We start from the raw sequence: 14,518 nt of genomic DNA on the forward strand, positions 1-14,518 counted from the left end.
TGCTGAAATTTATATGTCACAAGAAATAAACCCAATCTATTCCGAAGATAATATTAGAACCCTCGACTGGCAGGAGCATATTCGTTTACGTCCCGGTATGTATATCGGGAAGTTAGGTGATGGATCCTCTGCTGATGATGGTATTTACATCTTGCTTAAAGAAATTCTAGATAACTCAATCGACGAGTTTAGAATGAAAGCAGGTAAAAGAATTGAAATAAAATTAGACGATGGTAAAGTAACTATTCGTGACTATGGTCGTGGTATTCCACTGGGAAAAGTGGTTGATGCTGTTTCGAAAATGAATACCGGGGGAAAATATGATAGTAAAGCCTTTAAAAAATCAGTAGGTCTGAATGGAGTAGGTACCAAAGCCGTCAACGCTCTTTCTGATTATTTTCGGGTAAGATCCTTCCGAGAAGGTAAAATGAAAATAGCTGAATTTTCACGGGGACTTATCAAAGAAAATCATGAAGAAAAGGAAACTTCGGACAGAAATGGAACAGAAATCTCTTTTATTCCCGATGCTGATATTTTTCTTCATTTCAAATATCGAAAAGAGTATATCGAGAGGATGCTGCGTAACTATGCGTATTTAAATCCAGGATTAAAGATCCTTTTTAATGGGGAAACATTCTACTCTGAAAATGGTCTCCGAGATCTTTTAGAAGAAGAGCTAGAAAGTGATATTCTTTACCCGATTATCCATCTTAAAGATAATGATATTGAGTTGGGTATTACACATTCGGATAAATCCCAAACAGAAACCTATTTTTCTTTTGTAAATGGACAGAATACAACGCAAGGAGGAACGCATTTAAATGCATTTCGTGAAGCATATGTAAAAACTATCCGTGAGTTTTTTAATAAAAATTTTGATGCTTCTGACGTAAGAAAATCAGTAATAGCCGCCATTTCCATTAATGTAGAAGAACCTGTTTTCGAATCGCAAACAAAAACAAAATTAGGATCAAATGATATGGGTCCTAATGGTCCTACTGTAAGAACTTTTATTATTGATTTTCTGAAAAGTAAACTCGATAACTTCTTACACAAAAATCCTGAAATAGCTGAGGCCATTCAAAGGAAAATTTTGATCTCCGAAAGGGAACGAAAAGAGCTTTCCGGAATTCAGAAATTAGCAAGAGAAAGAGCCAAGAAAGTTTCCCTTCATAATAAAAAGCTGCGAGATTGTAGACAACACTATAATGATCAAAAGGCAGAAAGAAAAGCAGAGACTCAAATATTTATTACCGAGGGAGACTCGGCATCAGGGTCTATTACAAAATCGAGAGATGTAGAAACCCAAGCGGTTTTTTCGTTGAAAGGGAAGCCTTTAAATTGCTACGGCTTAACGAAAAAAGTGGTGTACGAAAATGAAGAATTCAATTTGCTTCAAGCAGCCTTAAATATTGAAGAAAGTCTGGAAGATTTGAGATATAATCAAGTCATTATTTCCACAGATGCGGATGTTGACGGAATGCATATTCGCCTTTTGATGATTACTTTTTTCTTACAATTTTTTCCGGATGTTATTAAAAATGGACATCTTTATATTTTGCAGACTCCTTTATTTAGGGTAAGAAATAGGAAAGAAACGAGATATTGTTATACCGAAGCAGAACGTATAAAAGCATTAAATGAATTAGGGAAGAATCCTGAAATCACTCGATTTAAGGGATTAGGAGAGATCTCTCCGGATGAGTTTAAACACTTTATAGGTAAAGATATTCGGTTGGAACCTGTGGTAATGGGAAAAGATCAGACCATAGAACAACTTTTAGAGTTTTATATGGGAAAAAATACTCCCGATAGACAGGTATTTATTCTTGAAAATCTTGTTGTAGAGGATCCCGATATTAATAAAAAAGAAATTCTGGATGAAATAAAAGCTGAATAGCTAATAACATAATTTAACTACTAGACCAAAATATTATAGAAACTTAGTACAAATTTGAAATAAAATTGAACCATATTATGAGACTTAGTAATCGAAATAAAGCTTCAGCATACAACTTCATTCATACATTATTATTAATGTTTTTAATAGCCGGGGCAGGTGCTTTTATTCTTGAAGAATATAAATTTGATATTTTAGGTTGGGAAAGTATTTTTTTGATCACTGTACCCATATTATTTTTAGGTATATTTTATCTTAGCGGCAGGCAAATTTTTGAGTATGATAGTGATGGAGAGGCATTGCATTTTAGAAATAGAAATATTATTCCATTTTTGAGCAAGCCCTTAAGTGATGAGTTTCCTAAATACAAATTAGTAAGCTATGAAATTATAAATATTTTTTTTATAAAAAGATTATATATTAAAATTTCAAGCAAAAATAGTGGATCAATCATGCTAAAATACGAAATCTCTTTTCTCACAAAAAAAGAAGTCAATGATTTAAAAGCTTCTCTAAATAAAGTTGTAAAATCTAATTAGGAATAAAAGAGCGAAATTATAAAGATGACAGAAGAAAACTCGCATGAAAGTGAGAGCTTAAAAAAAGTATCCGGTCTCTATAAAGACTGGTTTTTGGATTATGCTTCCTACGTGATTTTAGACAGAGCAATTCCGTCAGTGTATGATGGACTTAAACCTGTTCAACGAAGAATTATGCATTCCATGCGAGAGCTGGAAGATGGACGGTATAATAAAGTAGCCAATATAGTTGGGAATACCATGAAGTATCACCCCCACGGAGATGCTTCTATTACCGATGCAATGGTACAAATAGGACAAAAAGAACTTTTAATTGATACCCAAGGAAATTGGGGGAATATCTATACGGGTGACTCTGCTGCTGCTGCAAGGTATATTGAAGCAAGGTTAACCCCATTTGCATTAGAAGTTGTATTCAATCCTAAGACTACGGAATGGGCAAAATCTTACGATGGAAGAAATAATGAACCAATAGATCTTCCTGTAAAGTTTCCTTTGCTATTAGCGCAAGGGGTGGAAGGAATTGGAGTCGGGCTCTCTACAAAGATTCTACCCCATAATTTTAATGAATTAATTACAGCTTCAGTAGCTTATTTAAAAGGTAAAAAATTTGAATTATTTCCGGACTTTCTTACAGCCGGCTTTTTAGATGTTTCTGAATATAATGACGGCCACAGGGGAGGAAAAGTCAGAGCAAGAGCTAAAATTATGCAACTTGATAAGCATACTTTGGTTATTTCTGAATTACCTTTTTCAAAAACGACCAGTGATTTGATTGACTCTATCCTGAAAGCTAATGAAAAGGGTAAAATCAAAATAAAAAAAATTGAAGATAATACTTCTGATACGGTTGAAATTCTTATTCATCTTCATAATGATGTGTCGCCGGATAAGACTATTGATGCTTTATATGCATTTACCGATTGCCAGGTAACTATCTCACCAAACGCTTGCGTGATAGTGGGAGATAAACCCATGTTCCTGAATGTTTCTGAGATTTTGAAAATGAATACAGATCATACTGTTTCATTGCTTAAAAAGGAACTGGAAATTGAACTTCATGAGTTACAAGAAAACTGGCATTTTTCTTCATTAGAAAGAATTTTTATTGAAAATAGAATTTACCATGATATTGAAGAAGTTGAAACTTGGGAAGATGTTTTAAAAACTATTGATGAAGGACTGAAACCTCACACAGGACATCTGTTGAGAGCTGTAACGAATGAAGATATTTTAAAATTAACCGAGATCAGGATCAAAAGGATTTCACGATTTGATTTGGATAAATTTAAAGAAAATATTGCTTCTCTTGAAGGTAAAATAGAACAGGTCAAATACCATTTGGAAAATCTTGTGACGTATGCTATTGATTATTATCTGAATATTCAAAAAAAATACGGAAAAGATAAACAGAGAAAAACTGAGCTAAGGGTTTTTGATACTATTGATGCTACAAAGGTAGCTGTAGCTAATGAAAAATTTTATGCCAATTTTGAAGAAGGTTTCGTTGGAACTTCTTTAAGAAAAGATCAATATCTCTTTGATTGTTCTGATATTGACGATATCATTACTTTTAGAAAAGATGGAAGTATGAAAGTGGTAAAAGTAGAAGCGAAAACTTTTATTGGCAAAGATATTTTACATGTGGCAGTCTGGAAAAAGAATGATAAGAGGACTGTTTATAATATGATTTATCGCGAAGGGAAAGAAGGGCCATATTATATGAAAAGGTTTTCAGTGACTGCAGTAACAAGAAATACGGATTATCCATTAGCATCAGATAAAAAAGGATCAGAAGTCCTTTACTTTTCTGCAAATCCAAATGGTGAGGCAGAAACAGTGACCGTACTTTTGAAGCCTAATCCTAGGATTAGGAAAAATAAAATGGATATAGACTTCTCAGACCTGGCTATAAAAGGACGTGATTCAAAGGGGAATTTAGTAACAAAATATTCGGTGAAAAAGGTGGATATGAAAGAAGAAGGCGTATCTACTTTAGCACCACGAAAGATTTGGTTTGATGAAACAGTTCGAAGATTAAATGCGGATGGAAGAGGTATTTTACTAGGTAATTTTAAGGGTGATGATAGAATTTTGACAATTAATAGCAATGGGGAGGCTAAATTAGTTTCTTTTGATTTAGGAAACCGGTTTGATGATGAGTATCTTGTTTTGGAAAAATGGAAGCCCAACCAGCCTATCACTTGTATTTATTACGATGGAGAGAAGGATATGTATTTTATAAAGAGATTTTTATTCGAGAATATCACCAATATTCAGACTTTTATGCTATCTGAGCATCCAAAATCATTTATTGAAAATGTAATAGTTGCCAACGGAGCTACTGCAGAAATTATTTTTGCAAAGGATAAAGGTAAAGAGAGAGAACCTGAAACTATATACATTGATGATTTTATTGCTGTAAAAGGTATTAAGGCTATTGGAAATCAATTTACTAAATTTAAAGTGAAAGCCATTAATATTACAATTCCTGAGCTATCTGAAGATGATTCGGAAATATATGAAGAGCTTGATACAACGGATGGAATTGATGATGAAGGAGGGATAATCGGTGATTTATTTCAAGATGATAAAACAGAAATTTAACTATGAATATTTTAATTTTAATAATTATTGCAACAGCTATTATAAGCTTTATTGCTTTTAATAACATTAGCATTTTTGAAAAATATAAATTCAACGTAGGAGCAATCCAAAATAGAAAAGAATATATACGTTTATTATCTGCCGGATTTCTACATGCGGATATTATGCATCTTGTATTTAATATGCTTACATTGTATTTCTTTGGTCCTATTGTTTTACAAGGATTTGGAAATATCGGTTTTTTAATTATTTATTTTGGGTCTATTTTATTAGGAAATACTTTTTCACTCTTTATTTATCAAAAACAACCATGGTATTCTGCGATTGGAGCGAGTGGCGGGGTTTCTGGTATTTTATTTTCAGCGATAGCGATGTTACCTAAAATAGGGATCTATTTTTTCTTTATTCCAATTCCGATTCCAGGATTTGTTTTCGGATTATTATATTTTGGATACTCAGTATATATGATGCTGAACCCAAGACAACATGATAATATTGGACATGCAGCACATTTGGGAGGAGCGTTTTTTGGAGTCGTATATGCAATAGCTATCCAGCCTGAGAGAGCCATGGAAAATGCATTATATATAGGAATAATGGCACTGCCGTTGATTTATCTTTCTTATGAAATTTTCATTAGAAAAAGAATTGGATAAACACAAATTTAGCAAGAAAAAAGGGGAGAATCACTTTATTGACTAGATCCCGGTATATAATCAAAATGACTCAGGTTTATAATCTGAGTCATTTTTTTTAATATATATCTAATTTGTTTTCTTAATTGTATATCGGTATATAAGGTTGTTTATATCTTTATGCGATACCTATATTTAGCAAAAACTTCGTAAAAATAATTGGTTAATGATAGAGGAAGTATTCTGAATAATGAAAAAATATTCCATGGGAAAGAGATCAGCTTCATAATTTCGAATACCGCTTCGGACTTTGTATATACTTTTTTATCATTGATAAAGTAAATCGTATTAAGATTAATAAAAACAACATCTACCTCCCTTAACCTTGTTTTTGCTTCTCTATCTCTAACAGGAATCGTTTGGAAAGTATTGTTTTTTAATGTACACCAACTAGCAAATTTGCTGCAAAATTTACATTTTGAATCATATATAATAAGTGGTTGAGATTTCATCATTAATTTTTTATTAGTATGAATTAGGAATTTGATTATTCTCATATTTTACTACTTTATTTTTTACAAAAGAAAATAAGGTAGAATTGTAAATTTTGTTTTTTAATGCATTATATTTTGGAAGCCAAAAACTATTTTTATAGAAAAATCCTTGTACTAGAATGAATATAAACTGAAAATCATATAACATCATAAAAACGGCTATTCCGGCATGGAGACTTATCATACAAAGGATAACCACTGTTTTTGGTTTTTTGAACCACACTAAAACAGGATAATAAAGTTCCAGAATTAATGTGAAATAGGTAGAAATAACGACAAAATAACTATTTTGGGCTAATACACTATTGAAGCTTGTTCCAGAGAATCTTTCCAGTTGAAAAGTATAGTATGTTGCTACTCCGTGAAACCAAACGGTAGCATTGGTTTTATGTAAAGCTGAAATGAAGTATATCAGACATAAATGGATACAGATAGATAGCACAGATAAGTTGGATAGTACATTAGATATGGAATCTTTTTTCACTTTATTCTTATGAAGACAGAAATAAGTGAAAGAATTGGCAAATACCATATATAATAGAATGAATTTTAACAAATTGTCTCCTCCATTTAGTACATATGGACAAAGTTTTTGCAAAATATCGTTCATTATAAAAACAATAAGCGCAGTAACGTTTTTCCCAAGACCAAATAGATATAATATGATAAAAAACATATATATATAAGCATACATATATATATTATCTCTAAGAAATTGTGAATTAAAGCTAACGAATTCTACTATTGTTTTTGGACCTACTAAAAATTGATCACCTTTATAAACTAATGATAGGAGAGGAAAGATTTGAAAAACTTGTTTAATAAGTAATAGACATATTATAACTCTGAAAAAGCTTAAATAAAAGCTATTGTTATTTGATAGTTTCAAACGTGTTATTAAATTTTTCATTTTGTAAGTTTTAAAGGATGGAGGTGACTTGAAAATATAGTTTGTTCTTCTTTTTTATCTAAAGAATTCTTATTCACAAATTTTGGAATAGCAAGATTAGTAATGGTTATTTTGCATTCTGTATTATTTTCAGGAATTCTATTGTTTTTAGCAATTATTTTGGCATAATTAAGCAAATTGCTAAAGCTTTCTGTTTTTTCAATAACTTCGATTACTTTTTTGCTTTTTTCATCTGAAGGGGTAGTTGCTCCTGTTCTTTTATCTTGTGCATTGATCATATCATAAATTTCCTTAACATTATTTTGTGTATCGTGTACAGAACCGGAAATAATATAATCTAATACATCTTGTGTCTTATTAAATGGAGCCTTCTCTCTCTTCTCTTTCGTAATAGTAGCTAAAGCTTCAAATGTTCTAACTTTTTTATTATTGGTAATGGGATCATGATAGATATATGAAAAGTAAAGCCTATCATTAAAGGTGGCGGGAGGTGCAAAGAAAGACCATTGCTGATAAAAAAAATTATCAAAGCATTGACGGACTTTTAAGTTTTTTACATTTATGGGATTTTCTGGAAATGTAAAAAATAAGGTAATAGACCAATAGGTTATAAAAATAAAACAGGTTATATATATTACAGTATTTTTCATGAGATAACTTGAATAAAGGTTAATTTTACTGTGAAATGTGTTTTTTAGGTGAATTCATTAGTGTCGAAATTGTAACGGAAAGTATATGATATGACAGAAGTAAATTACCAAAAGACATTTTTTGAAAATATCTGCTCATATGGTAACCTTTTAATGAATTTTAATATATTGAACCAGATCGTCTAATTTTAATTATAGATCTGGTTCTTTTATTTAAATCTAAAAATATTAGTCGAATTGACTTACTTTCGCTATTTCAGCATTGAGAATATTATTGTTAGCAATTTCATTGTTATTATCTGAATAACCACCAAAAGCAGCTTTACAAGTAAGGGCAGCAAGACCAAAAACTACAGCAACAGTTGGAGGGAATCCTTTTTTAATTTCTTTAGCTTGATTTTTTGCTATCGCAGTCGTTTCTTGAGATTTTACATCTACTATTTCTTGAGATGTAAAGCTCATAGAAATAGTTACGACAGCAGCTAATGTAGTAGCAGCGATTACTTTTACATTTTTTTTGAATAAATTCTTCATAATATATTTAGCTATAAGGTGGCTATCCTTTAAAAAATGAATATTAGTTTTATAAAACCGGATCAATAAGTGAATTGAAATAATCCGGCTTTTTTGAATCTTAAATATTAGTCAAACTGACTTACTTTAGCGATCTCAGCATTGATAGGGTTATTTTTTGCGATCTCATTGTTAGCATTTGAATAACCAAGAACAAACTTACAAGCAAGAGCAAGAACACCTGCAGTAGCAACAGCAGCGGGAGGAACGACTTTTTTAATTTCTTTAGCTTGAACTTTTGCCATATCAGCAGTTTCTTGAGATTGTACATTTACAGTTTCTTGTGCTTTAAAGCTCATAGAAATAGTTACAACAGCAGCTAATGCAGTAGCAGCGATTACTTTTACATTTTTTTGAAATAAATTCTTCATAATATATTTAGCTATAAGGTAGCTACCCTTTAAAAAATTGATAGTAGTTTTATAAAACCGGATTAATAAGCGAAGCGAAATAATCCGGTTTTTTTGAATCTTAAATATTAGTCGAATTGGCTTACTTTAGCAATTTCGGCATTGATAGGGTTATTTTTCGCGATTTCATTGTTAGCATTTGAATAACCAAGAACAAATTTACAAGCAAGAGCAAGAACACCTGCAGTAGCAATAGCAGCGGGAGGAAGGACTTTTTTAATTTCTTTAGCTTGAACTTTTGCCATATCAGCAGTTTCTTGAGATTGTACATTTACAGTTTCTTGTGCTTTAAAGCTCATAGAAATAGTTACAACAGCAGCTAATGCAGTAGCAGCGATTACTTTTACATTTTTTTGAAATAAATTCTTCATAAGATTTTAGCTATACGGTGGCCACCCTTTAAAAAATTGATAGTAGTTTTATAAAACCGGATTAATAAGCGAAACGAAATAATCCGGTTTTTTTGAATCTAAAATATTAGTCGAATTGGCTTACTTTAGCAATTTCGGCATTGATAGGGTTATTTTTCGCGATTTCATTGTTAGCATTTGAATAACCAAGAACAAATTTACAAGCAAGAGCAAGAACACCTGCAGTAGCAATAGCAGCGGGAGGAACGACTTTTTTAATTTCTTTAGCTTGAACTTTTGCCATATCAGCAGTTTCTTGAGATTGTACATTTACAGTTTCTTGTGCTTTAAAGCTCATAGAAATAGTTACAACAGCAGCTAATGCAGTAGCAGCGATTACTTTTACATTTTTTTGAAATAAATTCTTCATAAGATTGTAGTTATACGGTGGCCACCCTTTAAAAATTAATAATAGTTTTATAAGATTGGACTACTCAATAAAAATAATCCGGTTTTGAATTTAAAATATTAGTCGAACTGACTTACTTTAGCAATTTCTGCATTGGCAGGACTATTTTTCGCGATTTCATTGTTTGCATTTGAATATCCTGATTCATATACAGCAGTGACAGCGTTGGCAGCAGAAAATATGGATAGATTTTTAGCATTTTTAGAAATAGCGTACTCCTTCTCGATAGAATAGGGTGTTTCTTTTGATTGAATCTCTATTTTTTCTTGTGTTTTAAAACTCATGATAATGGTCATAATACTCGCTAATGCCGTTGCAGCAATCATTTTTACGTTTTTTTGAAATAAATTTTTCATAATAGTTTCAGCTGTTATGGTAGCTATCCTTTCAAATTGGGTCAGTATAATTATGAGGTCTAAAGATTAAAAATCTATTTCCCTACCTGTGCTTAAGAATAAAATTAAGGATACATTAATATTTATTTGACATGTGTATAAAGCCTTTTTATTTTTGTGATCTACATCTAAAAATGAGCAATAAAATACTGTTACGCCATATTTTGTATGAAGTAAAATATATTCTTAGTCGAAATTAAATGGGTGTGATATTTTTCGTTATTGAATAATAGCTATTCAACATTCACTATACCTAGATATGGGTGATCTAGAAAATAAAAAACATTCTTTGAATGTAGTAAAGTATTCAAATAGATTTTTTAATGTTTGCTTTCTAAAGCATATTTAGAATGTGGAATGGATTCTTAAGTGTAAACCTGATGATTTTATATCAGATAAATAAAGAATCATATATGCTATTATACTAAAATATCAGTGATAATACATAAATATTGTTAATCGATATTGATTTGTTATTTTTTTTATATTGAAGATATTTAATATAATGTTTAGTCTATTATATGAAATAATGTTCTCAATATGTAGAAAAAATGAATTACTGTTAAATAGTAAATAATTTGCTCTCATCATTTAAATTTCCAATCATTGTGGTGCAAAGAAACAATAACTATTCGATGTCACAAAAATTATATGAGAAAAAAATTAAAAACGTGATTAAAGTCATATTTACTGCTGATGTAGTAATAATTGTATTAAAAAAATAATAAATCTACAAAATAAATATAAGGGCTTTCGTTTTTTATTATTTTCAATACTCTCAGAATACCCTTTATTAATGGTATATATAAGCTCCCTGTATTGTGATTTTTTGTTTTATAATTCTTTTGAAGTTTATTATAAAATCCTGAATGGTTTACTTTTGTGTAAAATTTAATTTACAAATTTCTCGTTCTTTAATTTTGTATATATTAATATTTGACCTAACTTTGTAAGTCATTTTTTTGTGATAAGTGTTGAGTTTTTACTTATTCTATAATATTACAATAAAGGATGTCTTTATATTAAAGAGCTCTAAGTTAGAGCTTTTATTTTTCACCAATAATAAATCTATCATTTTGGGATAAGTCCTGAACTAAGGCAATATTGTGAAAATCACTTTTATAGAGTGTTAAAGTTTCTATACCTAATTTTTGATTGATTTCAAGGAATAAAAAACCAGTTTTTTTCAATTTCGTTTTAGCATCCTCCGCAATTTTTTTATAAAAAACCAAAGGATCTTCAGTAGGAGAGAAGAGGGCCATCTGCGGCTCAAAACCTTTTACAGAATCTGTAATTTCCTGCTTTTCATTTATCCCAATATAAGGAGGGTTAGAGATAATGATATCATAATCTTGATCTAATGTATAGGAAAGGTAGTCAGCATAAATGAAATTGATGGATAGGTTGTGGTAGGTTGCATTTTTTTTTGCAACTTCTAATGCTTTTTCAGAAAAATCTATGGTAGATATTTTTGTATTTGGGAAATACTTTTTGAGTGTCAAAGGAATAACTCCGCTACCTGTACCAATATCTAAAATATTGAGTTGTTTTGAATTAATTTTTGATGCTTGAATTTTTTGTATCGCTATTTCTAATAATTCTTCCGTTTCGGGGCGTGGAATTAACACATTTTCATTAACGAAAAATTTCATACCATAAAAGTAGGTCTCTCCTAAAATCTGTTGATAAGGTTTCTGAGTCTTTAATTCTAGAATGGTTTGGTGAAGTTTTTTTTCATGCTCATTCAATAATTGATGATAAGACATGCTCCTCTGATTAAAAGTGTCAACGCCAAGTATTTTTTCTACAAAAATGGAATATAGAAACGACGATTCTGATTCCGAATATATATCAGACAGCTCATCTTTAAAATATTTCTTAAATTCTAAGATTGTCATTTATCTTGTAAAAACTAATTTAGTGTTTGTAGATTTTTCCTCGTCTATTAAATAGCCTTCATAATTGAATGATTTTACATCTTCCAAAGTTTGTACATTTTTTTCAGCACAGAATTTTACCATTAAGCCTCTTGCATGTTTAGTATAAACAACGATAGTTTTTAGTTTGCCGTCTTTTAATTCATAAAAATCAAAATCAATGATTGTATGATTTAGTTTTTTTCTATCAATAACTTTTCCGTATTCATTGCTGGCTAGATTAAGCAAAATTTCGTTTTTTTTCATTTCTGAATTTAATTGATCCGTAATTTTCTCTTTCCAGAATTCGTAAAGATTTTTATATTGATCAAATGCAAAAGGACGTCCCATCTCCAGTCTGTAAAGCATTACTTTATCAGAAGGTTTTAATAATCCATATAATCCTGAAAGCATTCTGTAATTTTTTTGTAAATAGTCTATAGCGTTTTTGTCTAGCGTCTTAGCATTAAGACCTCTGTAAACTTCTCCCGTAAATGCAAACATAGCTGGTGCCGATTCTTTAATAGTAGGCTTTGATTTCCATTTTTGATTTCTCTCCCAGTTTTCATCAGCGAGTTTTGATGAGATTTCCATGAGTTCAGAAAGATATTTAGGAGATTTGTGTTTTAAAAACGATTGTATAAATGCTGCATCATCAATGAATTTTGGAGTAGTAGATTTCAAAAGTTCCGTAGAGTTTTCTATATTCATTAATTTTGCTGGAGACGATATTATTTTCATGAAATGTACAGATATGTTTTTATGATTTTGAATAGAAATTCAATGATTACAAATTGGTAATTTAGTTATTAGATTATTCCCTTTCCTTGGCGAATTATTTCAGGTTCTCCAGACGTAAGATCTACTATGGTTGAGGCTATATTATCCCCATATCCGGAATCGATGACAATATCTACTAAATGTTCATATTTTTCAGCAATTAATTCTGGATCGGTAGAGTATTCAATGACTTCGTCATCATCTTTAATAGAGGTTGAAGCAATGGGATGACCCAATTTTTCAACAATAAGCTGTGGTATTGGATGATCGGGAACACGAATACCAATTGTTTTATGGTTTTTATAAGCCAATGGTAAACTTTTATTAGCATCTAGGATAAAAGTGAACGCACCAGGGATGTGACTTTTTAAAAATCTAAAGGTGGATGTTTCAACAGGTCGAGTAAAGTCCGATAAATGACTAAGATCATTACAGATGATAGAGAATTGTGATTTTTCCAACTTAATTTTTTTCAATTGGGCCAATTTTTCCATGGCTTTGATATCAAAAATATTACATCCCAAAGCATACACAGTGTCGGATGGGTAAATAATCAATCCACCATTATTTAAAGTTTTAATCACTTCATTAATAAGGTTTTCCTGTGGATTGTCTGGATATATTTTCAAAATTTTTGCCATATAGCAAAGATACAAATATTAATATAGTTTTCGCGAAAGTCCTTTATTTAAAAGAAAAATTAGGATTTGTAAAAAAAAGTCGTATATTTGCAATCCAATATCGCGGGATGGAGCAGTAGGTAGCTCGTCGGGCTCATAACCCGAAGGTCATCGGTTCGAGTCCGGTTCCCGCTACTAAGTTAAACGTTAGTGGTAACGTTTCAAAAAATATACCGCGGGGTGGAGCAGTAGGTAGCTCGTCGGGCTCATAACCCGAAGGTCGCACGTTCGAGTCGTGTCCCCGCTACTAAGTTAAACGTTGGTGGTAACGTTTCAAAAAATATACCGCGGGATGGAGCAGTAGGTAGCTCGTCGGGCTCATAACCCGAAGGTCATCGGTTCGAGTCCGGTTCCCGCTACTAGGAAAGAAAAAATCGCTTTATGCGATTTTTTTTATTTATAGGCTTTATAAAACTATATGAATTTGGAGCGAAAGCTGGAAATTAAGCTAAAAGTTAGGGCCATCTGAATAGGAAAAGTACTCTATTCTTACTACTAGGAGTTACAATCGACTTTGGTTTTAGCATGGAGAGTTCCTTTTATTACATTAAAATATTCTCCTTAAAAATTCAAAAAATAGAAATGTAAAAAGCTTATTATCATTTTATTATGAGATGAAAAATAACATTGTTAAAAATCCTCCCAAAAAAAATCACCATATCGTTATTTTTTCAAATAGTATTTTGTATACAGATTGTGTAAAATTAGTTTTATGCCAACTAGTGATTGTTTTATGTGTGTTTTTATGTAAGATTGCTTTTAAGTTCATACTTTTGTTTCCGAGCAACATAGAAGAGTTCATAATGATAATAAGTTTCCTTGAATTTATATTTAAGGATAATCATAAAGAAATATCTCCGTCGTATTTACTTTTCCCCGATATGTTTATGCTTTAATTAATATAAACAAACGACGGAGATTTATTCTCTTCATTCTCTTTCTATTTATTAAAATTATAATTCTTTAAAGACACATATTAAAGAAAAAAGACCACTCAATGAGTAGCCTTTTAATAGTATGGTAATGTCTGATCCTAACATAGCGTTACACAAAAACAGCAATGTTATGAAAGATCTTAATAATCAGTATGTAAAACGTAGTCAAAAAGACTATAGCCTATCCTTTAAACTCTCTGTAGTACAAGAAGTGG

At 30.9% G+C, this 14,518-nt stretch carries 15 protein-coding genes and 3 tRNA genes; 7 read left to right on the forward strand and 11 right to left on the reverse strand.

Going from position 1 to position 14,518, the window contains the following annotated elements:
* Positions 1-13 precede the first annotated feature (13 nt).
* From CHRY9293_RS16260 to CHRY9293_RS16275, 4 genes are all read left to right on the forward strand, one after another.
* A complete protein-coding gene (locus CHRY9293_RS16260) occupies positions 14-1,900 on the forward strand; it encodes a DNA topoisomerase IV subunit B (protein ID WP_162033949.1) in 1,887 nt (628 codons plus the stop codon).
* 77 nt (positions 1,901-1,977) lie between these two features.
* Positions 1,978-2,439, forward strand: a complete 462-nt coding sequence (locus CHRY9293_RS16265; protein WP_162033950.1) for a hypothetical protein — start codon at positions 1,978-1,980, stop codon at positions 2,437-2,439.
* Positions 2,440-2,463: 24 nt separating this feature from the next.
* Positions 2,464-5,046, forward strand: coding sequence for a DNA gyrase/topoisomerase IV subunit A (locus tag CHRY9293_RS16270; RefSeq protein ID WP_162033951.1), 2,583 nt, complete (start codon positions 2,464-2,466; stop codon positions 5,044-5,046).
* 2 nt (positions 5,047-5,048) lie between these two features.
* Positions 5,049-5,702, forward strand: coding sequence for a rhomboid family intramembrane serine protease (locus tag CHRY9293_RS16275; protein ID WP_162033952.1), 654 nt, complete (start codon positions 5,049-5,051; stop codon positions 5,700-5,702).
* 149 nt (positions 5,703-5,851) lie between these two features.
* On the opposite strand, the gene CHRY9293_RS16280 is transcribed toward CHRY9293_RS16275, so the two are convergent.
* From CHRY9293_RS16280 to CHRY9293_RS16330, 11 genes are all read right to left on the reverse strand, one after another.
* Positions 5,852-6,193 (reverse strand): thiol-disulfide oxidoreductase DCC family protein, encoded by a 342-nt coding sequence (locus CHRY9293_RS16280; protein ID WP_162033953.1) that lies wholly within the window; start codon positions 6,191-6,193, stop codon positions 5,852-5,854.
* Between the two features lie 13 nt (positions 6,194-6,206).
* A complete protein-coding gene (locus CHRY9293_RS16285; protein WP_162033954.1) occupies positions 6,207-6,845 on the reverse strand; it encodes a hypothetical protein in 639 nt (212 codons plus the stop codon).
* A gap of 296 nt (positions 6,846-7,141) precedes the next feature.
* Positions 7,142-7,795 carry a hypothetical protein gene (locus CHRY9293_RS16290; RefSeq protein ID WP_162033955.1) on the reverse strand — a complete coding sequence of 218 codons (654 nt, stop codon included), beginning with the start codon at positions 7,793-7,795 and terminating at the stop codon, positions 7,142-7,144.
* A 228-nt stretch (positions 7,796-8,023) separates the two neighbouring features.
* A complete protein-coding gene (locus CHRY9293_RS16295) occupies positions 8,024-8,329 on the reverse strand; it encodes a hypothetical protein (protein ID WP_162033956.1) in 306 nt (101 codons plus the stop codon).
* A gap of 107 nt (positions 8,330-8,436) precedes the next feature.
* On the reverse strand, positions 8,437-8,739 hold the full coding sequence (locus tag CHRY9293_RS16300; RefSeq protein WP_162033957.1) for a hypothetical protein: 303 nt from the start codon (positions 8,737-8,739) through the stop codon (positions 8,437-8,439).
* Between the two features lie 107 nt (positions 8,740-8,846).
* Positions 8,847-9,149 (reverse strand): hypothetical protein, encoded by a 303-nt coding sequence (locus CHRY9293_RS16305; RefSeq protein ID WP_162033958.1) that lies wholly within the window; start codon positions 9,147-9,149, stop codon positions 8,847-8,849.
* A 106-nt stretch (positions 9,150-9,255) separates the two neighbouring features.
* Positions 9,256-9,558, reverse strand: coding sequence for a hypothetical protein (locus tag CHRY9293_RS16310; RefSeq protein WP_162033959.1), 303 nt, complete (start codon positions 9,556-9,558; stop codon positions 9,256-9,258).
* 98 nt (positions 9,559-9,656) lie between these two features.
* Positions 9,657-9,953: a hypothetical protein gene (locus tag CHRY9293_RS16315; RefSeq protein ID WP_162033960.1), complete on the reverse strand. Its 297-nt coding sequence runs from the start codon at positions 9,951-9,953 to the stop codon at positions 9,657-9,659.
* Positions 9,954-11,038: 1,085 nt separating this feature from the next.
* The gene (prmC, locus tag CHRY9293_RS16320; protein WP_162033961.1) at positions 11,039-11,890 is read right to left on the reverse strand and encodes a peptide chain release factor N(5)-glutamine methyltransferase; all 852 of its coding nucleotides are present in this window, start codon (positions 11,888-11,890) and stop codon (positions 11,039-11,041) included.
* A complete protein-coding gene (gene yaaA, locus CHRY9293_RS16325; RefSeq protein WP_162033962.1) occupies positions 11,891-12,649 on the reverse strand; it encodes a peroxide stress protein YaaA in 759 nt (252 codons plus the stop codon).
* A gap of 68 nt (positions 12,650-12,717) precedes the next feature.
* Positions 12,718-13,329 carry an L-threonylcarbamoyladenylate synthase gene (locus CHRY9293_RS16330; RefSeq protein WP_162033963.1) on the reverse strand — a complete coding sequence of 204 codons (612 nt, stop codon included), beginning with the start codon at positions 13,327-13,329 and terminating at the stop codon, positions 12,718-12,720.
* A gap of 101 nt (positions 13,330-13,430) precedes the next feature.
* On the opposite strand from CHRY9293_RS16330, the gene CHRY9293_RS16335 reads away from it, so the two are divergent.
* The 3 genes from CHRY9293_RS16335 (at position 13,431) to CHRY9293_RS16345 (ending at position 13,727) form a co-directional block, all read left to right on the forward strand.
* Positions 13,431-13,503: transfer RNA gene (locus tag CHRY9293_RS16335), tRNA-Met, on the forward strand.
* 39 nt (positions 13,504-13,542) lie between these two features.
* Positions 13,543-13,615: transfer RNA gene (locus CHRY9293_RS16340), tRNA-Met, on the forward strand.
* A gap of 39 nt (positions 13,616-13,654) precedes the next feature.
* Positions 13,655-13,727, forward strand: a tRNA-Met gene (locus CHRY9293_RS16345).
* Positions 13,728-14,518: the final 791 nt, after the last annotated feature.

The organism is Chryseobacterium potabilaquae (assembly GCF_902728265.1).
Taxonomy (GTDB): Bacteria; Bacteroidota; Bacteroidia; order Flavobacteriales; family Weeksellaceae; genus Chryseobacterium; species Chryseobacterium potabilaquae.

Coding starts and splice junctions, on each gene's coding strand:
- CHRY9293_RS16290 (WP_162033955.1), bottom strand. CDS start 7,795: ATGAAAAATACTGTAATATATATAACCTGTTTTATTTTTATAACCTAT.
- CHRY9293_RS16280 (WP_162033953.1), bottom strand. CDS start 6,193: ATGAAATCTCAACCACTTATTATATATGATTCAAAATGTAAATTTTGC.
- CHRY9293_RS16315 (WP_162033960.1), bottom strand. CDS start 9,953: ATGAAAAATTTATTTCAAAAAAACGTAAAAATGATTGCTGCAACGGCA.
- yaaA (WP_162033962.1), bottom strand. CDS start 12,649: ATGAAAATAATATCGTCTCCAGCAAAATTAATGAATATAGAAAACTCT.
- CHRY9293_RS16295 (WP_162033956.1), bottom strand. CDS start 8,329: ATGAAGAATTTATTCAAAAAAAATGTAAAAGTAATCGCTGCTACTACA.
- CHRY9293_RS16310 (WP_162033959.1), bottom strand. CDS start 9,558: ATGAAGAATTTATTTCAAAAAAATGTAAAAGTAATCGCTGCTACTGCA.
- prmC (WP_162033961.1), bottom strand. CDS start 11,890: ATGACAATCTTAGAATTTAAGAAATATTTTAAAGATGAGCTGTCTGAT.
- CHRY9293_RS16300 (WP_162033957.1), bottom strand. CDS start 8,739: ATGAAGAATTTATTTCAAAAAAATGTAAAAGTAATCGCTGCTACTGCA.
- CHRY9293_RS16265 (WP_162033950.1), top strand. CDS start 1,978: ATGAGACTTAGTAATCGAAATAAAGCTTCAGCATACAACTTCATTCAT.
- CHRY9293_RS16305 (WP_162033958.1), bottom strand. CDS start 9,149: ATGAAGAATTTATTTCAAAAAAATGTAAAAGTAATCGCTGCTACTGCA.
- CHRY9293_RS16275 (WP_162033952.1), top strand. CDS start 5,049: ATGAATATTTTAATTTTAATAATTATTGCAACAGCTATTATAAGCTTT.
- CHRY9293_RS16270 (WP_162033951.1), top strand. CDS start 2,464: ATGACAGAAGAAAACTCGCATGAAAGTGAGAGCTTAAAAAAAGTATCC.
- CHRY9293_RS16330 (WP_162033963.1), bottom strand. CDS start 13,329: ATGGCAAAAATTTTGAAAATATATCCAGACAATCCACAGGAAAACCTT.
- CHRY9293_RS16260 (WP_162033949.1), top strand. CDS start 14: ATGTCACAAGAAATAAACCCAATCTATTCCGAAGATAATATTAGAACC.
- CHRY9293_RS16285 (WP_162033954.1), bottom strand. CDS start 6,845: ATGAACGATATTTTGCAAAAACTTTGTCCATATGTACTAAATGGAGGA.